Consider the following 23962-nt stretch of genomic DNA (forward strand, 5'->3'; position numbering starts at 1 on the left):
GAAGTTAAATTATGCCACACTTAGTGGCGCTAACAAACGAATATAACAATAAATATATGAATTAACTGGTGAATTTCAAGGGCCCGATGGAAGATAACACACATATTTGTTGTCAATCTGTACAAATAACCGACGTTGGCTGTGTCAGAGAGCTAAACGAAGACTCGTTATACTCTGGCGATGGACTTTGGTTGGTCGCCGATGGTATGGGAGGACATGCCTGTGGGGAGGTTGCCAGCCAGCTGGCAGCAGAGACGATATCGAGCGAATTCCTGCAAGCGGGCGACCTCAGTCAAGCCATTCAAAAAGCACACAAACAGATAATCAAAGCCGGTGAAGAAGGTCAGGGCCAGTCCGGGATGGGAACTACCGTGGTAGCGCTTGCTGCCAACGCCAAAAGTTACCAAATTGCCTGGGTCGGTGATAGTCGTGCCTATCTCTGGGATCACAAAAAAAAGTCGTTGAGTCAGTTAACCGAAGACCATTCACTGATTGTGCGCTTGATCAACTCAGGGTTAATCTCTGCGGAGGAGGCAAAATCTCACCCTCAGCGTCATATGATTACCCAGTGTCTGGGTTCCGTTGAAATAGGGGACGTGAAGGTGGATACACTGGAAGCACAGTGGCTTCCCGGACAAAGCATTTTACTGTGTAGTGATGGATTAAGTGATGATGTTTCTGAGGCCGAAATCAGTAAGGTATTGGGGAACTCGGATTCGGTAGAACAAAAAATGGTCCAACTGGTCGAGCTAGCCAAAGCGGCCGGTGGTAAAGATAATATTAGTGCCATATTGGTAGAGTCCCCCATTCAATTCGAACCCGGATTATGGGAAAAAATTAAAGCTTTATTTAGCAAATACAAATAACTGTTAATACAGGGGTAGTTAATGAACAATAAGACTGAGAAGGACACGTCTACAGGACCTCAGGGAACGCAGGTATTTAACGTTGACTCAGTGAATGAGATGATCGCCGCAGAGATTGCCGAAAGTCAGTCGCCAGATGCTACAACGCCTGCGTTAATTGGCGTGAGCACCAATGTATCAGGATTAAAGTACATCCTGAACAAAGATAAAATGGAAGTGGGACGCCGTCCCAATAGTGATATTGTATTAGACGACACCAGTGTTTCTTCGATGCATGCACATATCATTAAAAGTGGTGACAACTGGAAAGTGCTTAACTTGTTATCGTCGAATGGAACTTTTGTAAATGGTGAAAAGGTCGCGGAGCAAGTGATTACTCCTGGAGATAGGGTCGCGTTTGCTGGTGTCGAGTTTGTATTTGCGATGGTGGATGATCATATGCCGGTGGCGAAAGCTGCTAACAGCAACCTACCGTTGATTGTGGTCGGTGTTGCATTGGCGGCTGCACTGGGCGGCGTTTTGTATTATCTCATGTGATATTTTTCATCCTGGTTTTTAAACTGAAATAGCCGTTGCATAGATATTTTAGAATACAAAGGTTATTGATTTTCAGTTGGTAGTTATTCTGAATGAGTCGAGACGAAAGTGACAGGCGGCAGGCGCCACCAAAACAGTTAGGTCGATATCGCATTGTTAGTGAAGTCGGGCGAGGTGCGACTGCGTTTGTTTACAAAGCCTACGACCCTCAACTGGATCGATTCCTGGCGCTGAAAGTTCTCAGGCCTGAGTTGGCTGACGATAAAACCTATCGTACCGCATTTATTAAAGAAGCACGTCTTGCGGCTCAACTTACCCATCCCGGCATCGTAACCATTTTTGATGTTGATATCACCGATAACAAGCCCTACATTGCAATGGAGCTACTCGAAGGAGCGACTCTAGAACAGATTTTGCAGGCTCAGGGTAAACTTAACCTGAAAACCGTACTGGCAATGTGTCAACAGCTCTCACGTTCGCTGAATTATGCACATAAACAAGGTGTGGTGCATCGTGATATAAAGCCTGGAAATATTGTTGTTCTAAAAGATAAGAAGACCGTAAAAGTCACTGATTTTGGTATTGCCCAGCTTGATGATAACGTGAGTCATTCTGGTAAGCGGAGTGATAAGGTATTAGGGACGCCAGAATACATGGCCCCGGAACAGGTTCTGGGTAAGCCGATGGATAATCGCTCCGATCTTTATGCTCTCGGCGTTGTGATGTTCCGAATGCTAATGGCTGTACCGCCTTTTAGAAATGATGATCTGGGAACCTTATTTAAAGACATTGTTAAAAGGCGTCCACCGGAAATTCAAATTGAAGAAGAAAAGGTTCGAGATGATGTTCAGGACCTTATTCGAAAATTACTCCAGAAAAGTCCTGACAAACGTTTTCAGTCCGCGGCTAATGTCACCGCTGAATTAAGTAAAATTCAAGCTAAGCTTGGTACCGTTAAACCGAAAAAAAGAAAGAGTTTTGTATCTCTCAGGCTGCGCTGGACTGCGACCATGGCGGGCGTGGTATTTCTTTCAATGTGTATCAGTCTGGCAATCGTATATTTTGTACAGTATCGCTCTCTTTCCGGAATTACTTTTGACTATGGACGCTCGATTGCACGAATGCTCGCATTCGAAAGCGCTGAGCCTATGTTGCTCGATGATTCTGTTGGATTGAATGCCATCATTCAGGAATCGAGCAAGAACGAACAGTTAACCAGCGTGTTTGTAATGAACACCGATAACCAGATTGTTGCTTCGACTGATGAATCGATGCTCGGTAAAAACTTTGCTCCACCGGCAGAAAGAGAGCTGGAGCAGGCGATTGAAAGCACACGTATTTATCAGCGAGAACTGGAAAATGGAAAAGTCCTGTTCGATATTGAAATGCCGATTGTCTATTCCTCTGCGGAGCTGGGCTCTCTCTATGTGACCTTCAATGCCGAATCAATGTTTTTAGCATCTAAAACAACGCTTATAACCATGTTAGTTGTCATGATGATTACCTTAATGGTGGTCTTTTTGATTACTCTTGGTCTTGCGCGAAGGACTTCGAAAGATTTTCAACGTATCACTCAGGCGATTAATAAGCTGGTTGGCGGAAGGTATGATGCCCGTTTGATTTCTGAACGTAATGATGAGTCAGGACAACTATTTATGACTTTTAACCGGCTGGCTGAATCAATTGAGAACAAGCTGGAAAAAGCTGATTCTGCTAATCAATCGGCCAAACTAGGAAAAATAAAAAAGTCACAAAACAAATTGCCGGATACTTCAAAGTCGTCTGTTGATCTGGAAGAAACCATTGAGCTGAATATAGAGAACTAAACAGAAATTAACGCTCGATTGAGGAGAGCGAAAATGTCAGTTGTTGAACATCTTAACCCCATGCTTGCTGCGGTATTTATTACCGGAGCACTCACTATTTATAACCTGATATCCCTGATTCTGAAAGTTAGAAAGTTAAAACTTGTCAGTGCATTTTCTCGTCTGTTCAGTCTGTTTGTTTTCACTACGGTGACCGGGGCTCTTTCTATTATTTTGCTGGGAACGCAGGGATACAATGCACTCACCAGAGAGGAAAAAGTTGCACGAGTGATTGTAACACCTGTTGGGCAACAGTCATTTCATGCAAGGCTAAGATTTAATGACGGTACCGAACAGGTTTTTTCGCTCTCCGGTGATGAGTTATTGATTGATGCGCACATTTTAAAATGGAAAAGCTGGACCAATATTCTAGGTTTGCACACCGGTTACCGGCTGGACCGAATTGCTGGTCGCTATCGCGCAATCAATGATGAGAAAAGTAAGGAACGTTCTGTTTTTGCAATTCAAAATACTGACGGAAAAGGTATCGCACAATGGCGTGAAGATTTCTCCATGCTTTCTGCTCTGCTCGATGTTGAGCATGGCTCAGCCAGCTTTGTTGCGGCAGATAAACAAACAGAGTATTCGTTAATGGTAACGACTGATGGTTTGTTGCTAAGACCTTTGACTCAGGATTTATAAATCTCAGCCAATAAGTTGTATTAATTTTTATTTAGTACGACATACTCAAGTTTTCTTATCTCTATCCTGACTTTACTAGAATCTTACCATTATTAAGATGACAAGGAGTTTTCTATAGGGGACATCCTTGTTTAAATGAAAATTCACTACTTATATAAATGGTTTGCGGTCAAGTGATAATGTTGTTACCACGCTTCAAAAACTAAACAAGACACCCTGATATTGACAATTTCCTATCAAAAGTACTGATTCATCGACTTTTCAGGATGAGTACTTTAAAAAGAAGTTTGAAGTTGGGATAAGAAACCTAAAAAGTAGAACTTTGAGAGTAAAGATAACTAGGTTCAAAAACTTCGGATAAGACGAACCCTGCTAAATCAGCACTAGTTCAAGTTTTGGTCTTGATTAATTACGACTGATACAAAAGCTTCGCCTGTCCAATCCCTTTAACCCAGCTTTTTTTGATTTCTATCGCCCTGGCTTTAAGTTTTTCAATAGACCCCATCATGGTCGGTTGACTCTGACCGAGCCTTTGAATTTGAACCAGCCAATTATCTTGTTGCAGGTTTAATCTTTGAAAAATTGACATGATGTGGGGCGGAATAGAAGCCTTGTTTGGGTGCACAATCGCTCTGCCAGTCCAATCAACCAATGACAGATAGTCATTCAGGCTCATTGAATAAAGCGACTCATCTTTTGACTGGTTCACTGGTGTTAATGGCTCATTACCTGCAATGAGAAAGTGTTGCAAATTATCTATTCGACGCTTGATAGACGTATGCAGTGAGTTCTGCAAATCTTGAGTGACACCAGCCCGAATCGGGTTTAAATCCACATAGCTCATACTAGCGAGTACTGCGGTTTCATCGAGCAGTGGAATGGATTGATATCGGGACTCCCAGAATCTGCCTTTGACAAAATCTTCCTGATTACTCTGTTTAGCCAAGGGCTCATTTAACCGCGACATAAACCAGGAGAGTTTTCCGAGTCGTTTACGATAACGTTGTAACTTTGTTGAGTCTGCCATAATAGCAAGCTTCTTCAGCTCTCGTTGCTGCTTATACTCCGGTTTATCCAGCCTGCCCGGATAAGCTAACAACCAACGTTCAGCCACCTGTTCATCGGACAAGGCTTTGGCGGCTTCAGGGTTAATCTTTAATACTAAGTGATAGTGATTATCCATGACGGCATAGGCATAAAGAGAAATACAGAATACATCCGCAAGCTCAATCATTCGAATTTCCAGCCAGGCTTTTCGATGGTCATAATTACGACCTGACACTAAATCTTCACCACACAGATGAGCCCGTCTGACGCAACGGGATATACAGTGATAGAACCCGGCTGATTCATTATCGACCAGATACTTTCTGGGGATGGGCATGGTTTCTCGTCCTTGAGAATTAGATTCCTAAGACTAGTTTAAATAAAACCAAACCCAACACTAGTAGCGAAGTCCAAAAGCCTTGTAGGAAATTGACAACAGGTGGTGTAGGATATTTGCTTAAAATAGGGTCTCTGGAAATTATTTTTCTGGAAATTATTTTTTCTAAACTTTATTTTTCACTTCCTTCACCGCCTTTCTAAAAGTAATGTTAAAACGTTCGGTCAGGTTCGGTTGCTGCTTATCCGCTTTAATCGTTTTCACGCCATGATAGATTAGTCGGGAATCTCCACCCCAAACCAGCACATCACCGCCATGAAGCATCAATTCTTTTTCAACACCACTACGAGTTTTTCCAAATATTTGAAATGTCGCCGGCAGGCCAATCGAAACTGAAACAATCGGCGAGTCGAATTCGCCCTCATCCTTATCTTGATGACTGCCAAGTTTATCGCCTATTTGGTAGTGATTAATTAAGCAGGCGTCACTGTTGAAATTTTTAAAGCCGGATTTGAAGGCTGCATCTTTGGCAAGCTGGAAAAAACTTTGCGGCATCGCCGGCCAGGGCTTTCCTGTTAGTGGATCTTTCGCTGCATAGCGATAACCTTTTGAGTCTGAAACCCAACCATAGGGACCGCAATTTGTGAGTTCTATGCCGGTGTAGTGTCCCATCGGCGTTTGCATTTTTCGAAAGGGAGATTGAGCCGCTATTTCCCAAATCACTTGCAACAAAGGTTGTGTATCTACAAAATCAGCGAGCAGGTATACCTCTGGGTAGATCTCCTGAATATCTGGTCTCTGACTGGAAAATAAATCCTGTGACATTGTTTTAAAGCAAGCAATTAAATACTAATCATAAAATGATACATTGATTTAAGCTGATAACAAAACATCAGCGAAAACTAAGCCTCGTAGATGTGTAGAAATACCCGGTTTTTAAAACAAAAGAAAACCTCGATTAACATCGAGGCTAGAAGAGTTTATAAGTTTCGTTTAAATAAAACTGACTTAAATAAAACTGGCTTAAATAAAGTTCCCTGTCTGATAATCATTAAATGCCTGCTGGACTTCTTCGCGAGTATTCATCACAAAAGGCCCGCCCCTTGCCACAGGTTCATTCAGCGGTTTACCGGCAACCAACAGATAGCGGGCATCTTTGCTCGTCTCGATGGAAACTATATCTCCATCTTCAAATACTGCCAGTTCGCCTTTTTGAACTGACTGGTTGGAGTCTCCGACGATAATTTCGCCTTCAAAAGGGTACACAAAAGCATTTTGTCCCCGCTCAATGGTTTCGATCAATTTGGTCCCGGCGGGTTGTTTAACATCCCAATAAGTCGGGGTAATGTAGGGGTTGTCGATAATACCTTTTGTTCCCGAACTGGTTTTCCCGGCGATAACTTTAATTTCGATTCCATTTTCCCGCTGTTCAACAGGAATTTCGTCAGCGCTTTTCTCCTGATATTGGGGCGCTGTCATCTTTTGCCTAGCAGGCAAGTTTACCCAGAGCTGAAAGCCAGCCAGGAGTCCGTTAGTCTGTTCGGGCATTTCCGAATGGATAATGCCTTTGCCGGCAGTCATCCACTGCACGCCACCGGTTTCAATAACACCGGAATTACCGACACTGTCCTGATGGCGCATTTTCCCCGCCAGCATATAGGTTACTGTTTCAAAACCGCGGTGGGGGTGCGGTGGAAAACCGCCGATATAATCCTGTGGTTTATCCGAACCAAATGCATCAAGCAGCAAAAAAGGGTCCAGCATGTTGAGATAAGGCGAGCCGATAATACGCGTTAATTGTACGCCATCGCCATCGGCCGCTGGAATGCCTTTAATCTTCTGTTGAAGCTCTCTAGCCTTTGGCGCCTGTTGAGTCTGTTGCATGTCTATTTCCTCCATTGCTGCCCGATTGTCAGGCTTTAGCCTGAATCAAGCCGGTGTGTTCGCTTGAAAGGTCTACTTTGGTGGCGTCGATAACCGTCACATCATCAATTCCAATAAAACCCATGACCTGTTTTAAATAGCGGGTTGCCAAATCCGCTTCGCTACCAATCGGAACGCCGCCCGATGCCATAACCAGATAAGCTTTTTTGTTTCTTAAAAGACCTTCGGGACCATTTTCAGTATAGCGGAAAGTTAATCTGGCTCTTGCTACCAAATCTATCCAGGCTTTTAACACCGCTGGTACGCTAAAGTTGTACACCGGTGATGCGATCACAATATGCTCTGCGTCTTGCAATTCTTTTACCAGAGAGTCGGAAAAGCTCAATCTTTCTTTATGCTCTTTGTCTCTCTCTTCCGGTGCAGTAAAGTTGGCGCCGATCCATTGCTCGTCGATAAAGGGGAGACCCGTAGCCAGATCACGCTCTATCAGAGTTTGTGAACTATCTTCTGCTTGCAGCTCCTCAACCAGTCGAGCTGAAACGTTTCGGGTAAGCGATCCCTGATAGCGACCACTTGAATTTACCAGTAGGATATTATTTGTACTCATGATTTGTCCCTCGCGTCTAATTTGCATTTCTTAATCTTCAACATCTAAATTAATGGGCTGGTTTGGGCATACCCTGGTCGATTGATACCGGACCTGCACCGTTAGCAACTAGAAAAAGGAAGCCTCCCGCAATAGCTACATTTTTCATAAACATGATGGATTGCATCTGATCGGCAAAGTTAAAGTGGAAAACAAAAGCAGAAATCAAGCTGAAACCTGTCAGTAGAAAAGCTGCCAGTCTGGTTTTATAACCAACAATAATGGCAATTGCTCCCAAAACTTCGGTTGCAATAACTAAAGGTAAAAGTGCGCCAGGTACTCCCATCGCCTCCATATAGCCTTGAGTTCCCTGGTAGCCGCCAATTTTGTCCAGGCCAGCCATTAAGAAGATCGCGCTGATTAGTATGCGACCGCTAACACTTGAGTAGTTTTCGATAAATTTCATGTTCTGTCTCCTGTTGTTTTAAATCGTTGGTATGAAGTAATTCAGTTCATGGGACTATTTTATCGTTGCTAAAAAATAGAAAAACACGCATTATCGGAAATAACTGTTCTTGATATAAGAACAAATAAAGTAAAACAAAGAGGAGCCACTGATGAACTTTTCTCGACGTTCCCTGCTTAAATCTGCGTTACTTGCTTCTGCTGCAAGCGCTCTTCCTGCGAGGGCTGGCTGGCAACGGGCTGCGAATTTGCCCTATCGGGTACAGGAAATCTATCCGGTCCTCCACGAAGGGAAAATCTACGTTGCAGGTGGGATATCTCCGGATAAGTCTGAAAGTAACTTTGTTGCTCGTGATGTAGCAGTTTACAGTCTTTCAGAAAATAGCTGGAAAGTGGGCACTCGCTTACCTGAACCAAGACACCATCCTCATCTGGTCTCTCATCAAGGTATTCTTTACGCCTTTTCAGGATTTATTCTAAGCGGGGCAGATCGCTGGTATGCCAGTGGGGATGTTCTCTGGCTGGATGAATCTGAAGGGCAGGTTGCGAAATGGAAAAAACTGAAAACAAAGATGCCACATCCTCTGTGTGAAACAGTTGCCACTTCATATCAGGGGCGTATTCATTTAGTAAGTGGTCGCAAACCTCTGGGAAAGGCTAACGGGCGCTGGCAGGATCACGTTGATGTTAATAGTCATTGGCTGTTTGACACGGCAGAAAATCGATGGTCACAGGCGAAACCTGTCCCTACTGCCAGAAATAGCGCTGCCGGTGTCTGCTTGAACAATCAATGGTTTGTTTTTGGTGGACGCACTGTCAACGGAGGGAACCTTGCGGTAAATGAGGTGTATGATTTTAAATCAGATCGTTGGGAGAAACGGGCCCCTATGCCACAGGCTCAGGGCGGCCTGGCCGCGGCCGCAATAAAAGATAGAATCTATGTTTTTGGTGGTGAGTTTTTTGATAACGGTGGTGGAGTGTTCAAGGAAGTCTGGGAGTATTCTGTCCGTGAAGATCATTGGCGAAAAGTCGGTGAAATGCCGCTACCCAGACACGGACTGGGGGCGGTGGCCTATGATGATTCTATTTTTGTTATTGCCGGAGCTACCAAAGCGAGTGGAAATGGTACCAGTGATCGCATGTCGGTATTCAGGTTGTGAGCCTCCGACTTTGTCTAAGTGAATATTAGCGAGCGGACATGATAGTTATTGGAAGAGTAATATGAATCCATTAGAGGAAATGCAAAATTTTGTGCGTATTGTTGAGGCTGGGAGCATTACCCGGGCAGCTGAACAACAAAACACTGTCAAATCCGCGGTAAGCCGCAAGCTGGCTGATCTGGAAAAGCGCCTCGGGGTGACGCTGCTTACCCGAACTACGAGACGACAAACTCTGACCGATACGGGACGAAGCTACTACCAGCAGTGTATACGCATTATCGGTGAGTTGGAGGAGGTAGAAGCGGAAGTCAGAAATGAAAACTGCGCGCTTGCCGGAAAAATAAAAGTTGCTGCTCCGCTGTCTTTTGGTTTGATGCATCTGTCCCAGGCCATTCGCAAGTTCAATGAAATTAATCCTGAGATTTATTTTGAGCTCGACTTTAATGATAGAAAAGTGGACATCGTTGAAGAAGGTTTCGATCTGGCGATACGTATTGCCAGACTCGAAGACTCGAGTCTGGTTGCCCGGAAACTGATCCACGCCAGAACCCTGTTATGTGCCAGTCCGGCATACTTGCAGGAATTCGGTGAGCCACAAATGCCGGAAGATTTGAAAAAGGGGCACGTCAAGCTTAAGTATGCGACTAACAATGACTACTGGCAGTTCAAAGGAGAAAATGGCGAAGTCGTCCGAATCAAAGTTCCCGCGGTTATTTCGGCCAATAACGGAGAGTTTTTATGTCAGGCTGCAATAGAAGGTAAAGGGTTGTTATTTTCGCCGGATTTCATTTGCTATAAAGCCGTGCGAAGTGGCCTGCTAAAGCCTATTCTGTGCGAGTATTTGCTCGACAATGAGATTTCCGGATATGCACTCTATCCACAAAACAGACATCTATCAAGACGGGTCAGGAGTCTGATTGATTTTCTTGCGCAGTATTTTGGTGAAAAACCTTATTGGTCCTGTTTATAGTTTCAGACATCGAAACTATAGATTTTAAAATCTTTAGTAGATCTATTTTTTAGAAAAATAAACATTTAATGTTCCGGCGTTCTTAAAAATAAGCTCGATTTGAGATAATTGGCTTTTTTTGTCGAATTTGTAGTAATTATTGACGCTCCTTTGCTAACGCCTCCTTCATTTTGTATGACACATTCCTCGTGCATTTTTTATGCAACCATTTGATTGCCATTTTAGTGGCTACTTGTTGTTTTCGAGAAAAGAGTGGCCTAAAAAAATGGGGTTTCAACTATATAAAAATAATTCAATGAGGTATCTCTATAATGATAACTAAATTAACCAAAGTCACGGCAGCCACGCTAATGGGGTTGGGAATTTCTGCCGTATCTGCAGCAGAAGAAACTCGCTACATAGTTAAGTACAAAGAACAGGGAAGTCAGAAAGTTGCGTCTCAGGCGAAAATTAAATCAGCGGTTCGTGCTGCTGGTGGTAAAGTTGTTTTACCATTAAATGCAATGGGAGCAGCTGCTTTCACTGGTGATACTAATGCTGTTGCCAGACTGCGCTCAAATCCAAATATCGAATATGTTGAAGTTGATGAAAAACGTGAGCTGAAAAGTCTTTACAATGATGATGCTGGTAATCCAATGTCTCAGCAGTTGACTCCCTATGCTATTTATCAGTCTCAAGCTGACCAGCTTTCTCTCGACTTAGCCAATGCAAAGCGTGTTTGTGTTATTGACTCGGGTATTGCTGGTGATACGGGTGAAACTGGTGGTCGTAATAATGATTTTGACTGGAACAATATTACCGGTTCGAACGACTCTGGTACCGGCGACTGGTTCCGTGATGGCGGGCCACACGGTACTCACGTTGCAGGAACTATTGCTGCGGCGGATAACGGCTATGGCGTAATTGGTATGGCTCCAGGAAATCCTCTTCACATTGTTAAGGTTTTTAATGCAGCAGGTTGGGGTTATTCATCTGATCTGGCTAAAGCCGCGCAGGAATGTTCTAACGCCGGAGCTAGTATCATTTCAATGAGTTTGGGCGGTGGACGCGCGAACCGCACAGAAGAGTCTGCTTTCGACTCGTTTACTGCAAATGGCGGTCTTGTTTTGGCGGCTGCGGGCAATGACGGTAACTCGACTCGCTCTTACCCAGCCGGATATGAGTCTGTCATGATGATTGGTGCCAATGACGGTGATAATAATATTGCCTCATTCTCTCAATTCCCATCTTGTCGAAATAAAGGCAAAGTTCGTGATGGTTACTGTGTAGAAGTTACAGCTGGTGGTGTTAACACGCTTTCAACTTACCCATCAGGCGGAGCTACTTTGGCTTCAATGGAAGTTGACGGAGTCGGTTATGCGTCGTCGGCGATGGAAAATGGTGGCACTGTAACGGGTAACACTTATGACTTCGGTTTAGGTGAAGCGACTGACAATGGTGCCAGCGGTAAAATCTGTGTAATTTCTCGTGGTAACATTACCTTCCATGACAAAGTTAAGAACTGTGAAGACAGCGGTGGTATTGGTGCAATCATCTATAACAATGAGCCAGGCATGTTATACGGTACATTGGGTGATACAAATACAACCAGCATTCCTGCCGTAGGCGCTACTCAGGAAGATGGTGCGGCTCTGGTTGCTTCAACTTCCGCGACCATTAGCATTGAAAGTAGTGACTTTGGTTACATGAGCGGAACTTCAATGGCGACGCCTGGTGTATCAGGGGTTGCTGCTTTGGTTTGGTCAAATCATCCGGGTTGTAGTGGTACCGAAATCCGTAATGCGCTTAAAGCTACTGCACAAGACAGTGGTGCAGCGGGTAAAGATGACTATTTCGGCTACGGTATCGTTAAAGCGAAAGCTGCTAGCGACTACCTCACCGCAAACGGTTGTTCAGGGCAGTAATTGTCAAGAAACGCCCGGCTTTGCCGGGTGTTTTTTTAGTGGGAATGACAAGCTTGTTGTCATTAAGTTTGTGGTCAATTGAGTGATGCCAAAAGACATATCACCTATTCAAAAACAGCTGAGAATAATCAGGCGTCGAGCTAGTTAAACGAGTTAATTACAATCACCTTGTTAACTCGACTGTCTTCGAAGTTCACTATTGCCTTACTCTTATCGACGCGAAAATATTTCCAACTGACACTTTTACTCTTTGAATCAGGAAAACCCCACGCCAGAAGCACTTCCTTTTCGGTCATACCTTTTTCTACTCTGGAGTTGTCTATTCTTTCCCAGTCCCATTCCGGGTGACGGGATTTTAGCTCGCCAAATATAAGATTATATTGGTTTTCATCGTCCGCAGAAGAAAACACAGAGCCGAGTCTTTTTTTGATTTTTACTGCATCATTTATCAATGTTTCCGTTTTAGTAACTCCGAGACTATTACTGCTATTGGAGTATTTTGTTCCTCCGCAAGCAGAAATCAGGGTAATAAACAGTAAGCAGAATAAATTTTTTTTCATTGAACGAATTCCTGAGAATCAAATTTTGCTGAAATTATAGCATGTCCATTTTTGCCTTTTTAGTCTGTCTCGCGAGCTAATTTGTCGGTCTTAGCGGCGCAAATAAAGTCATTGAGATGCAGGCCCTTAATTTTATGCGTCCACCAGTGAACAGTAACTTTTCCCCATTCAGTCACAAGGGCTGGGTGATGTCCTTCTTGTTGTGCAATTTCTGCTACCCGATTTGTAAACTGCAGGGCGTCTTCAAAATTGGAGAAATCGAACTCCTTTATGAGTTGTTCCACTCCCTGTAAGCTTGCAATCCTCCATCCTGATAGTTCTTGCATGAACTTGGCTTTTTCTTCAGCATTCATCTTTGCTGAGTCAGTCCTGCAGGTCTGACAAAGCTTTTCGCATAGCTTGCTTTCCATGGTTTCGTTCCTCACTTGACTCTTCATCCCTTGTTAATTTTCATTTTTGCGGCGGGCTTAAATTCAGTAATTCAGGCCTGTGAATGGTGGTTTCTCTCAATTATAGGTTTTACCGTTATCAGCAGGCCAGCTTGCTTTCACTTTTCTTACATTGTAGTATCTCTGTTACTTTTGTAATTGATAAATAGAATCATGACCAAATCAAAGCTTAATGAGCTCCCAGATCTCAACAAAAATGAATTACAAATTCTCAATATTTTGTGGAAAAGTGAAGAAGGGTATTCGATTCGAGAGGTACACGACCAGATTGCAGAAGAAAATGCCTGGGCTTACTCCACTACAAAGACCACGATGGATCGTATGGTTAAAAAAGGGCTGCTGTGTCGTCAAAGCTTTCATGGAGTATATCTATACTCCGCCGCGATTTCTAAACCGGCAGGGATCGCCAAATTGGTTAATTTTTTTATGAAAGAAGTTCTGGATATGGACAGCGGATCTTTATTGGCTCTTTTTGGCAGAAGCAAATCTCTCACCGAAAATGAAATTGACGAATTAGAAACGCTACTCAAAAATAAGCGTAACGATAAGAAGTAGCTAACGTGATTGAGCAACTTCTAGCACTCTCACGACCAACAATAGAGTTTTTATGGTTAAACTCATTATATGCCGGAGTCTTAGCGCTTTTTGTTTTGGCAATAAAGTGTTTTTATCCCAGGCTTTCTAAAAATATAGAATACGGGCTTTGGTGCCTGGTTCTTATACGCCTTGTTTTACCCAATCATCTTGCTTTTAGCTATGCAATTTCAGGAAATCTCCGTGAGTGGGTTGTCGGTTCTCTTATTTCCTATCCGTTCAATGATTTTGTTATCCCTACTCAGGATCCGTTGAGTGTGTCATCGATTTTTTCAGCTGATGACCTGACCTTTGGCTTGCTCTTTGTTTTTTGGGCGGGGACAGTAAGTGTTGTCTTGCTACGCTACCTGGCAATCAGGTTTTCGCTACTAAGGTTAATTAACCGCGCATCGCCTGTCGTTGCTTACCCTATCGTATCCTGTGCAAATCGGTGGCGGCTTAATTTTTGGATCCGACAGCCAGTACACGTAATAGCTGAAGATAAATACTTTTCTCCCTTTACCTTTTTTTTTAAATCTCCGGTGATTTTTATTCCTCGCGCGATACTAACCAACGCAGAAGAGAAAACTATAGAGTCAATTATTGCCCATGAAATGGCCCACGTGAAGCGCAAAGACTCTTTTTGGCTGCTGATTCAGAATATTATTCAGATAGTGTTCTTTTTTAACCCTCTGGTCTGGTTCATTGTTCGCAGGTTGAGTAATTTGCGCGAAAGAATTTGTGACGAAATGGTTCTGTCTACTAATGAAATTGAGCCTCAGGTGTATGGGGAGAGCCTTTTAAGCGTTCTACGATTCAATATTAACGGCGAGTTTACCGTCAAACTATCGAATGCGTTTCTAGGGTATAAGGGGCAGATTAAGCAGCGAATTGTTGCCATCGGTATGTACACCTCGAAAACACAGCGTCCTTTGATGTCCAGAGTAGGGCTCTTGTTGGTCAGCTGTTTCTTTTTGCCTTTTCTCAATCAGGCTCCTGTATCACCTACAGATAAGCAAGTCGTCAAGAAACTGGATCCTGACTCTCCCTTTCCGGAGCATATTCGGGAGCAGGTCCGGTTACCGGTAGTCCATCGGGAACATGAAGAATAGTTTTTTGTTCGTCCTCGGCTTTCGTTGAGCCGATGTCTTTGATCTTGTTAAATCGAGTAGCTTTTAAGTAATTAGCCTATATAAAATCTTGCCGTTAAGATTTTATCCTATTGAAAAATAAGTGTTTATTATGTTTCTGCCATTTTGAATTTGGCAGGAATTGAAATGAGATTGGCAGAATCCTGTTATGAGATTCTTCCAACTCAGGGCACAATTAGTGTCGCTCATAAGTCAGATTCTGAATATGAGCAATCAAGTGAAGCAGTCCTGGCCGGGCAAGTCTGTGCACAGGATTTGTTCGGCCAGGTATCTATCTGATACCAAAGACTGCTTTAGCTTGAAAACTCGAAAGTCATGAGAGATAGAAAAGTTGTGAAAAATCACTATTGCTTTTCTTTAATAACTACAGATACTAGCGATTGACACTCGTGAAAATTCTGAAAGTCGTTCGCGGGACTTTTGAGGCAATCATTCAGTTTGAAGCTGAGAGATGAAACTGCTGCTTTTCTTGATTAAAATTTGTACAAAAATAATGTAATTATATTTGCATCATGACATAAGTGTATCCTTTGACCGGGGTAAGCTTTATGTAAACAGCATTTTCTCTCTTTTGTTGATATGACTTTTAAGGGAAGAATAATGTTTTATATTAAGTTAATTTCAAAAATATTAATTACCGCGCTTATAGTTGCTGTATTGCTCACCACCGATTCTTTGGCATTTGGCTCCCTTGACGGTCCCAAGTCTGATAGCCAACAAGAGAACGGAGATGACTGGGCGCCTCGCAATATTCTCAGGCTACATCCAATCTATCTTGAGCCTGTTTTACTCGACAAACTATACGAGACTGAAGAGAAAGCCTATTACAAGGTCAATGCTCTGGTTCAGCCTCCGAAAGACAGAATGTGTGATGACTACCCAGACTCTTGTGTCCTGGAAAGGTCAAACGAGTAACAGGCAAGAGATACTCGTTCCATGAAGTGCTATCTTTACCCGTTATTGTGCCTGCTTTGTGCATTTACCTGTTTGCTTGCTGAAGCGTTTCCAATCGAAACACCGATTTCTTCGCTTCAGTTCAAACCTGTGGAGGTAAGCTCGGAGCTTCCGCGAGAAGCTCCTCTGTATATAACAAGGCATAGTAACGGAAGCCAATGGCTATTTTATTCGGATAAGTTGATACGTCGGCACGGAAGTCTGCTCGAGTCTAAAAAGTATCCAGAGGCTGTTATCAGCATTTTTAATCAGTCTCCGCGAATTGAAGCCAGAGAGGTCGATAAGATTATTCTTCTGTCTATAGATGGTTTTCTACTGGAGGTTAATGCCAAATCCTTAAACATGAATATTCTGGAAGATTTTAGCTCCGAAAAAGAAATCATTACCGGGTTTGAGTCACTTTCCAGTGGAGGAATATTTTTAACGACCCATAAGAACGTCTATTTGAAAAAAGATATTGAAAGTAAAGGAATCAAACAGATACTCAATGAGTCGTTATATCCAACCAAGTATAAATCGATAGCTTCTTTTACTACTTTCAAAGCTTATTCGGGCGATGTATGGGTAGGCTCTTTTTTTGGTAATCTGTTTCGAGTCTCGTTAGACAGTGAGTCAAATCTTATCTATGAACGATTTGACCTGAAGTTTGAAGAAAGAAATATTATTTATAGTATTGCGCAATATGATGAACAGACCCTCCTACTCGGGACTTCAAAGGGGTTGTTTGAACTTGACCTGTTACAACAAAAACTTAACCCGATAATCGGTGATGAAGAGCTGATTGAAGTTTCGGATTTAACGATCAACTCGGGTAGACTCTGGTTCATTTCAAATCAGAAAGTATATGTTTATGAGCCAGATAAGAAAATAGTAACTGCAGTCGTAGGAACGACTGCATTTAATAGCTCTGCCTACGTAGCACAAAATATATCGAGTGATGATGAAGGTTTGGTATGGGCGAGCTTAGTGGGGCAGGGCGTCTTCTATTATTCATCAACATTTAATTTTGTTCAGCCTTTGAAAAGTGAAATCCTTGCTGATACTAGTGGAGATTTCAACTTTGTAAAAGCCATTGGTGAAGAGCTGGTTTACAGCAAAGGAGAAAAAACTTACGTATACAACGGTAAGTCGCTGAGAGTTTTTTCAGGTTACTCATCTACTGCCAGCAAGCTTGCAACTGGCGTCTATGTGTTTGGCGGTCTGGGGAATGTAAGAGTGGTTAGCGAAAATAACAGCCGCACCATTGAAATTCCTAATATGTCCTCTGCGGTGAGGGATATTATAGTCGATAAGGATAGACGTTGGTGGATTACAACTTATGAAACCGGAGCTTATCTGTTCTTTCCAGATGAAGGAAAATTTATCAATATCAGAGAGGAAATTGGTGCAAGCTCGAATATTAAATATATTCTAAACGGAGAAAACAACAATGTTCATTTATTTACTGATAATGAAATCCTTGTTGTTTCAAGTATAGATGGTGGTTTAAATCAAGTTGCTTCCATACCTATTTCTGCTGGGATAACTGATATTCAGTCTTTGGGCGAGGAGCATTTAATATTTAGCCGCGATAATCAGGTATATCTTTACAATAGCAATTCCTTGCAATTTTTGCCTAGTGATCTCGACTTTCATGGAGAAAGAGGCTGTATCATTTTTACTCCAAATGGGGAGGATGACTATTTGGCTTCTATTAAAAATATCGGTTTGAAGAAGTTCTCTACTTACAAAGCGAAAACAAAAATTTTCAATAAGTTTGAAGGTGTACCCAATTCCGGGCTAGATGGAAAATGGTGTCTAACTTATAAAAATCACGCCGTTTTTTCTGCTTATGGTAGTTTATTTACTTTCAATTCAGGGGGGGCGGAGGCTCTGGCGGTTAAGGAACCTCCAAGCGTAATTACACAGGGCATTAGCTTTAATGGCGTTTTTAGGAAATCCTTTATTCAAAGTGTTAACCAATCAGATTTCCCAATAAAAATTACATTTTACGCTTCTCAACTTGAAAATCAGTCAGCTACAGAGTATTCCTACAAAGTGATGGGACTTCACGAGTCATGGAACAACCTGCAGCAGCAGACTCTCACTATAGATTCTTTACCAACCGGCAATTACACTTTACTAATTCGTGCTCGTACAGGAAAAAATGAATGGGGCGACGCTGCGCAATATGCTTTTGATGTTAGACCGCCGTTCTGGCTTAGTATGTGGGCTATTATTTTTTACGGTTTAATGCTAGTCGGGATTACCTATCTGTTCTTTATTTTTAAAACCAGGCTTTTAAGACAAAGAGCTGCTCAACTGGAAGAAACTGTCAAAGAGCGAACCTACGAATTGCAAGAAGTTCTCAATAAAAAGAATGATGAATTCATTAATATTTCGCATGAGTTTAAAACGCCACTTACTTTAATTCTTGGCCCCGTCAACAGACTGTTATCGTCCAATCTAAGTGATGAAAATAAAGGCGCTCTAGAAACGGTTAAACGTAATGGCTTTCGTCTACTAAGAATGGTTGAGCAATTGCTTCAGTTGGAAAAGTTTAGAGTTGATCACGTCGTATCAAAGCAGGCGATAGCTGTCAGGCCGATTTCAAAGCGCATTGCTGAATCATTTTCTGATCTTTCCAGAGAAAAAGGCGTCTTTTTAAAGATTGGTGAACTTGATGATGAGTGGCTTCTCTTCACGCCGGATGCGTTTGAAAAAATTATACTGAACTTGTTGTCAAATGCTGTTAAGTACACGGAGGAAAAGGACACGATTGAATTTTCAATCACTCGTTCTGAAAACAAAAAGATAAAGATAGTGGTTTCAGATACCGGAATAGGTATTTCTCAAGAGCAACAAGCAACTATCTTTGAACGTTTTACTCGAATACTTGACAGCAGAGCGGAACAGGTAACTGGTGCTGGTATAGGACTGGCTTTGGTAAAAGAGCTAGTTGATAAGCATGACGGTTCAATCGAACTTTCAAGTGAAGCCAATATGGGGACAAAATTTACCATAACTCTTCCTGCTTATAGCGCAAGCGAGAAAGAGAAAGAAAGGTTTTATTCAAGCGATAAACTCAATGAGGAAATCCTGTCATTAGAGTTGCAAAGTTTGAACTCTCAAACGAATGAGCAAATAGCGCATAGGAACAATAGTGAAATAGTTTCTGACGACGGTAGAGAAACAATACTTGTAGTCGAAGATAACCCTGATATGCGCTGTTATATTGCGGATACACTCAGTCAAAGGTTTAATATTCATCTTGCGAGTAACGGCAAGGAAGGTATAGAGATGGCAAAAGCTATTGTACCGGATCTCATTGTTAGTGATGTAATGATGCCAGAGATGAACGGGTATGAGGTATGTAAAAAACTGAAAGGATGTGAAGTGACAAGCCATATCCCCTTGATTCTTTTGACTGCACGCAGCGATAAGAAAAGCAGGCTGGAAGGCTGGCGAAACAATGCTGATGAGTATCTTACCAAACCATTTGATACCGAAGAGCTTAATATCCGAATCGATAATCTCCTGAGTATTCGCGAATTATTAAAGTCGAGACTACATTCAAAAATATATACAGAAATCAAATCTTCTATTAAGAAGTCAGAACAGGTTGTCAACAACAAATCAATACAGCGAAATATGGATCTGGATCCAGATTCTTTGCTCAACTCGGATTCTGACTGGGAGGAGTATGAAATACGATTTGTCGAAAAATTCTCTAAAGAAATCGAAAAAAATATTGATAATCCGGATCTTAAAGTAGAACAGCTCGCTAAAGCATTGGCAGTAAGCGAGCGCCAGCTTTATAGAAAGTTGAAAGGGTTGCTTAATGTAACGCCTGCTGAATTTTTGAGGAACTATCGACTGAATACCGCTGTTAACTTACTTAAGGATGGGGAATCAGTCAGTAACGTTGCTTTTACGGTCGGTTTTGGCAGTCAAAGTTACTTTAGTCGATGTTTTAAAGCCAAATATGGCGTGCCTCCGTCAGAATATGTGAACTAAAAATTCATAATGTATTTCTAATGATTTATTACTATTAGTTCGCATCCGAAATAGTCTGACTTTGAATCCTTTCTATTCATTTAACTCATATTTTGCCTTATTTTAATCTAAGTTGAAATCTTGATTACAGTCGATAAATCTAAATGCAAAAGCTTTTTCAATCTAGAGCGACTACTTTAGTACTCGCTTCTTTGTAAGTAGCAAATAGAGAGAATTTCTGTTTACTAAAAATCATATGTATGCCTGAGTAAGCACAAGGATTACGAACTTGTGATTCACTGTAATTCAGATATGAATTATTCTGCCAGAAAAATTAACTATTTATTTCCATAGTTTAAATTTTTAGCCAAAAGCATTTCATTTCTTGCCTAATAAAACTCAGGCCATTGTAGACTTTTCCAATATTCGGAATAATTCCTTCCGTCAGCAGATGACTGTTGGCAATAACAACTAACTTAAGGAAAATTAAGATGAAGAAATTTAATGAATTTAAAGAAATCACTACTCAAGAAGAATTAGCTCAAGTTTCAGGTGGCGGTTCTACAGTCTTTACACTAACTCCAAAGTGTACTGCTGACTCGTGCGACACTAAGCAGGATCCTAAGTCTGATACTGGTGGTGTTGACGGTAGTATCTAATTTTTCGAAAGCTCTGCCAGCCCTGGCTGGCAGAGTATGGAGTTAACCATGATTTTACTTTTATCAGAGAATAACGAGCCTAATACAGCGAGTGTTATCGAAATTCTCAATAAACTGGAGAAGCCCTGGTTCAGGCTTAATGGTGAAAGCTTTCCTTCACAAATAAACTTTCATCTTTCCAAGAACAAAGAGGAAAGTTTTGTCGTAGATGAGTCGGGAGCCAATAAAGTTAATCAGGTGTTTCTTAAGGATGTTAAGTCTGTCTGGTTTCGTAGGGCGGGAAAATTTAGACCCTCGGACAAAATTGAAGGCAGGGTTGAGAGACAGTTCTGTTTTTACGAATGTGTCGCTGCGTATGAAGGATTATCGGAACAACTGAGTTCAGCAAGATGGATGAATGATTTATGGAATGAAAAGAGCGCAGATAACTCTTTGTTTCAATTGCGAGCCGCGGAGCAAGCTGAACTGGATGTGCCTGACTATATTGTTTCTCAGGATATCGTTCAGTCAGAGAGGTTTTTCGATAAGTATAACGGTGAGGTTATTACCAAAGGGCTCAGTAAATCAAATCCGGCTCAATATAGTCTTAATATGATTTTTACTTCGAGCGTGAAAGAGACATTTCCAAAATATATTGAGCATATACCAGAATGCCCGACATTGCTGCAACAAAAAATCGAGCGAGAAGTTGAGCTTCGAGTCACTATCGTAGGGGAAAAAATATTTGCCGCCGCGGTAATCCCCAATGAACAAACCTTTGAGGTGGATATTCGCGCTTCTAATCTTCGTGAACTTTCTTATTGTCTTTATCAGCTTCCGGAGACTGTTCAGCAGAACCTTTTGAAATTAATGAAATCTCTGGGGTTAACATTTGCCACTATAGATATGATTGTCGATAAGCAAGGAAGACATGTATTTATAGAGCTTAATATTGGTGGTCAGTGGGGGTGGATTGAGGGGTTTACCGGTATGGAAATATCAAAAGAAATCGCTATGTGGCTCTAAAATAGGAGAAGTTAAATGTGTTTTGTACTGCTATATCAGACATTGTCGATAGATGATTCAAATATGATTTACTTTTTTGATAGTGTCTATAACGGAAATTCTAGAAAAAAGGATTTTGAAATTTAGAGAGGGGTATATGTTTCAGGTTAATCCAAATTTATTATGGAAGAGCGGAGTAGCAAGTACATGCTTAATGAACTTGTCTGCTTCGACTGTTCAATCTGTTCCTCGAGGAGTAGGCGAGGTACTTGATTATATTGGTTATGAGAAGTTTGAATTGGAAGAACTATTAAAGGAGTTTACAGAGGACAGGCAGGTCGTAAGTTCCTATTTTAACTATTTGAAAGAAAGAAACCTGATTATAGAGCTTAAGCCATTTATTGAGTTGAAAGAACTGGTGAGAAAGCCTCTGGAGCTAAGCTTTATATCGACTGTTTGGATCGATTGGACAAAAGATATTGTTCCTGAACGAATGAAGTTACTTCTATTCCTCAGGGAAAAGTACTCAAGCTACAACATTATAATTAAAACCGATAAGCTGAATTTAGTGGTACTAGAAAACGCTCTCAAGCGATTAAGAGCTCAAGGGTGGCACAATGTTGCGTTATTCTGCCCAGGAATGGTGTTAAAAAGCAATATAGAGAAGGCCCTGTCTATTCCATTCGACTATTTCCTGTCTGATGATAAAAGCGTTGTCGATAGTAATGTTGACGAGCGCGTAATTTACTATTCCAGGAAGAGCAAAAATATTGAAGGAACAAAAGACCTTTTTTGCAGTTTAAGAGATATTCGTCGGATTTCTGGAGGCCAGGAGAATTCGGATAGTCTCTATCTTACTCAGGAGCAAAAGCTATACTTTCATCCATTTGATACTCACTATCTTATAGGTCATGTTACCGATGTGAAATCACTTAAAACGCTGCTGGAAGGTGAAAGATATTCTGAATATGCAACATGGTCAAAAGATAAAGTAGAAAAATGTTCAAATTGTGAATTCTCTCTGGCTTGCGCCAATCCACGCTGGTTTAGAAAGAAAATGGATGACCTTTCGTCTGAACCAGAAAATTGTCTTTATGATCCAAAACTTTCTGTTTGGCAAGTCAGGTCTTTAGAGACAGCATATGAGTGAGGAAGGCCTTTTTCGCAAAGAAGTCGTTTTGCATAAACAAAACTCAAGCTTTGGTCAGCTTCTTGATTGTAAACCAACAGAGCTCAACGTTTTAGTCGGCTTTATATTATTTGTTGTGACAGTGATGCTCATACTCTCGTACTTTATTTCGATAAATCGAGTCGAGAATGCTGTTGGAGTAATTTCTCTAGATTCAGGAGTGCTAGAGCAATATTCAGTGTCAACATCAGTAGTTGAGACTGTCTATATAAAAGAAGGAATACGCGTTAATAAAGGAGAGCCATTGTTTGAACTTGTTAATAGGAAATTTGATCTTGAAGGAAATGAATACGGCGAGCTATCACTCGAAGAGTCAAAAAAACAACTGGCACTTTACCGTTCGAAAATTGTTAATAAGAATGCGCTTTATAAGCGTTATTTGAAAGATGCCAGTCAGGATGTCCTATACAAAAAAAAACTTATTGAATTGGCAAAAAAGCAGCGTTCAATCTTGCTTGAAAAAAAGAAACTGGCTATGTCGCGGCTGTCTCGCTACGAGAAACATAAAGGTAAAAATTTAATTGAAGTTGTTTCAATTGAAGGTGAAAGAGAAAAACTGTTTGATATTAATATGTTACTTGCCAAGCAAAACGAAGCGATAACTCTTGCTGAGTTAGATTTAACGAACAAAAAGAGTGAGATAGCAGACTCTGAAGCTCGCCATTCGATAGAAGTTGAAGATATAGAAATAAGAATATCTGAACTAAAGCAAAAAATAAACTCTGCCAATAGTTTGAGAAGAACAGTATATCGGGCAAAAAAATCTGGCATTGTGACATCAATACTTGTAAGCGAGGGGCAGCAGGTGATGGATGGTCAACTTCTTTCAAAGATTTTACCGGAGAATTCAAAATTGTCAGCGAAAATCATGATTTCCTCCAGCTCGATCGGATTTGTTAATGAAGGTCAAACAGTCAATCTGAAGTTGGATTCCTATCCTTTTGAAAAGTATGGTGTGCTGAATGCTACGCTTGATAGCGTATCAGAAGCAAGTGCGCTGAGTGAGGATTTTGTCAATTTTGAGCGATTTCGAAGTAGTTATATTGCCACTGCGATTCTGGATGACGATGTTTTAGCCTATGAAGGAAAAGTGTACCCAATTAAGCCTGGGATGAGACTGAATGTAGAAATTATTCTAGGTAAGGAAAGGGTGCTGACGTACATTTTTAAGCCATTTATCAAAATATTTAAGGGTTAGATAAGAG

23 protein-coding genes are annotated in these 23962 nt (G+C 41.5%); 16 read left to right on the forward strand and 7 right to left on the reverse strand.

All coding sequences use genetic code 11. The annotated features are described in order from the left end of the window. The first annotated feature begins 86 nt into the window (after window positions 1–86). The 4 genes from IYN84_RS19415 to IYN84_RS19430 all read left to right on the forward strand — a co-directional run bounded on the left by IYN84_RS19415 (window position 87) and on the right by IYN84_RS19430 (window position 3910). Window positions 87–866: a PP2C family serine/threonine-protein phosphatase gene (locus IYN84_RS19415; protein ID WP_196140935.1), complete on the forward strand. Its 780-nt coding sequence runs from the start codon at window positions 87–89 to the stop codon at window positions 864–866. A 21-nt stretch (window positions 867–887) separates the two neighbouring features. Next, a complete protein-coding gene (locus IYN84_RS19420; protein ID WP_196140936.1) occupies window positions 888–1403 on the forward strand; it encodes an FHA domain-containing protein in 516 nt (171 codons plus the stop codon). Between the two features lie 92 nt (window positions 1404–1495). Further along, complete coding sequence (locus tag IYN84_RS19425) at window positions 1496–3229, forward strand: serine/threonine-protein kinase (RefSeq protein WP_196140937.1); 1734 nt, start codon at window positions 1496–1498, stop codon at window positions 3227–3229. A 33-nt stretch (window positions 3230–3262) separates the two neighbouring features. Then, window positions 3263–3910 carry a hypothetical protein gene (locus tag IYN84_RS19430; RefSeq protein WP_196140938.1) on the forward strand — a complete coding sequence of 216 codons (648 nt, stop codon included), beginning with the start codon at window positions 3263–3265 and terminating at the stop codon, window positions 3908–3910. A 409-nt stretch (window positions 3911–4319) separates the two neighbouring features. Here the strand turns inward: IYN84_RS19430 and IYN84_RS19435 are convergent, their stop codons facing one another. The 5 genes from IYN84_RS19435 to IYN84_RS19455 all read right to left on the reverse strand — a co-directional run bounded on the left by IYN84_RS19435 (window position 4320) and on the right by IYN84_RS19455 (window position 8230). Further along, window positions 4320–5294: a transposase gene (locus tag IYN84_RS19435; protein WP_196140939.1), complete on the reverse strand. Its 975-nt coding sequence runs from the start codon at window positions 5292–5294 to the stop codon at window positions 4320–4322. 165 nt (window positions 5295–5459) lie between these two features. Further along, window positions 5460–6119, reverse strand: a complete 660-nt coding sequence (locus IYN84_RS19440) for an alpha-ketoglutarate-dependent dioxygenase AlkB (protein ID WP_196140940.1) — start codon at window positions 6117–6119, stop codon at window positions 5460–5462. A 198-nt stretch (window positions 6120–6317) separates the two neighbouring features. Next, window positions 6318–7178 (reverse strand): pirin family protein, encoded by an 861-nt coding sequence (locus IYN84_RS19445; protein ID WP_196140941.1) that lies wholly within the window; start codon window positions 7176–7178, stop codon window positions 6318–6320. Between the two features lie 28 nt (window positions 7179–7206). Beyond that, window positions 7207–7785 carry an FMN-dependent NADH-azoreductase gene (locus tag IYN84_RS19450; RefSeq protein WP_196140942.1) on the reverse strand — a complete coding sequence of 193 codons (579 nt, stop codon included), beginning with the start codon at window positions 7783–7785 and terminating at the stop codon, window positions 7207–7209. 49 nt (window positions 7786–7834) lie between these two features. After that, complete coding sequence (locus IYN84_RS19455) at window positions 7835–8230, reverse strand: DoxX family protein (RefSeq protein WP_196140943.1); 396 nt, start codon at window positions 8228–8230, stop codon at window positions 7835–7837. Window positions 8231–8381: 151 nt separating this feature from the next. On the opposite strand from IYN84_RS19455, the gene IYN84_RS19460 reads away from it, so the two are divergent. From IYN84_RS19460 to IYN84_RS19470, 3 genes are all read left to right on the forward strand, one after another. Beyond that, entirely contained in the window at window positions 8382–9389 is a 1008-nt protein-coding gene (locus IYN84_RS19460; protein WP_196140944.1) for a kelch repeat-containing protein, read from the forward strand. A gap of 61 nt (window positions 9390–9450) precedes the next feature. Beyond that, window positions 9451–10359 carry a LysR family transcriptional regulator gene (locus IYN84_RS19465; protein ID WP_196140945.1) on the forward strand — a complete coding sequence of 303 codons (909 nt, stop codon included), beginning with the start codon at window positions 9451–9453 and terminating at the stop codon, window positions 10357–10359. 311 nt (window positions 10360–10670) lie between these two features. Beyond that, window positions 10671–12263: a S8 family serine peptidase gene (locus IYN84_RS19470; protein ID WP_196140946.1), complete on the forward strand. Its 1593-nt coding sequence runs from the start codon at window positions 10671–10673 to the stop codon at window positions 12261–12263. A gap of 140 nt (window positions 12264–12403) precedes the next feature. On the opposite strand, the gene IYN84_RS19475 is transcribed toward IYN84_RS19470, so the two are convergent. Together IYN84_RS19475 and IYN84_RS19480 are read right to left on the reverse strand one after the other, a co-directional pair. After that, window positions 12404–12823: a hypothetical protein gene (locus IYN84_RS19475; protein WP_196140947.1), complete on the reverse strand. Its 420-nt coding sequence runs from the start codon at window positions 12821–12823 to the stop codon at window positions 12404–12406. 59 nt (window positions 12824–12882) lie between these two features. After that, window positions 12883–13233, reverse strand: coding sequence for a 4a-hydroxytetrahydrobiopterin dehydratase (locus tag IYN84_RS19480; protein WP_246723053.1), 351 nt, complete (start codon window positions 13231–13233; stop codon window positions 12883–12885). Window positions 13234–13425: 192 nt separating this feature from the next. On the opposite strand from IYN84_RS19480, the gene IYN84_RS19485 reads away from it, so the two are divergent. The 9 genes from IYN84_RS19485 to IYN84_RS19525 all read left to right on the forward strand — a co-directional run bounded on the left by IYN84_RS19485 (window position 13426) and on the right by IYN84_RS19525 (window position 23955). Then, complete coding sequence (locus IYN84_RS19485) at window positions 13426–13827, forward strand: BlaI/MecI/CopY family transcriptional regulator (protein WP_196140949.1); 402 nt, start codon at window positions 13426–13428, stop codon at window positions 13825–13827. 5 nt (window positions 13828–13832) lie between these two features. After that, window positions 13833–14957: a M56 family metallopeptidase gene (locus IYN84_RS19490; RefSeq protein ID WP_196140950.1), complete on the forward strand. Its 1125-nt coding sequence runs from the start codon at window positions 13833–13835 to the stop codon at window positions 14955–14957. A gap of 165 nt (window positions 14958–15122) precedes the next feature. Next, complete coding sequence (locus tag IYN84_RS19495; RefSeq protein ID WP_196140951.1) at window positions 15123–15275, forward strand: hypothetical protein; 153 nt, start codon at window positions 15123–15125, stop codon at window positions 15273–15275. A gap of 321 nt (window positions 15276–15596) precedes the next feature. Beyond that, entirely contained in the window at window positions 15597–15911 is a 315-nt protein-coding gene (locus IYN84_RS19500; protein WP_196140952.1) for a hypothetical protein, read from the forward strand. A 21-nt stretch (window positions 15912–15932) separates the two neighbouring features. Continuing rightward, window positions 15933–19946, forward strand: a complete 4014-nt coding sequence (locus tag IYN84_RS19505; protein ID WP_196140953.1) for an ATP-binding protein — start codon at window positions 15933–15935, stop codon at window positions 19944–19946. 470 nt (window positions 19947–20416) lie between these two features. Continuing rightward, window positions 20417–20584, forward strand: a complete 168-nt coding sequence (locus tag IYN84_RS19510) for a hypothetical protein (protein WP_196140954.1) — start codon at window positions 20417–20419, stop codon at window positions 20582–20584. A 48-nt stretch (window positions 20585–20632) separates the two neighbouring features. Continuing rightward, entirely contained in the window at window positions 20633–21589 is a 957-nt protein-coding gene (locus IYN84_RS19515; protein WP_196140955.1) for an MvdC/MvdD family ATP grasp protein, read from the forward strand. Between the two features lie 136 nt (window positions 21590–21725). Beyond that, window positions 21726–22718 carry a hypothetical protein gene (locus IYN84_RS19520; RefSeq protein WP_196140956.1) on the forward strand — a complete coding sequence of 331 codons (993 nt, stop codon included), beginning with the start codon at window positions 21726–21728 and terminating at the stop codon, window positions 22716–22718. Next, entirely contained in the window at window positions 22711–23955 is a 1245-nt protein-coding gene (locus IYN84_RS19525) for an HlyD family efflux transporter periplasmic adaptor subunit (protein WP_196140957.1), read from the forward strand. Before IYN84_RS19520 ends, IYN84_RS19525 begins: the two co-directional genes overlap by 8 nt. Window positions 23956–23962: the final 7 nt, after the last annotated feature.

Source organism: Aliikangiella sp. G2MR2-5 (assembly GCF_015687155.1).
Classification (GTDB): domain Bacteria; phylum Pseudomonadota; class Gammaproteobacteria; order Enterobacterales; family Kangiellaceae; genus Aliikangiella.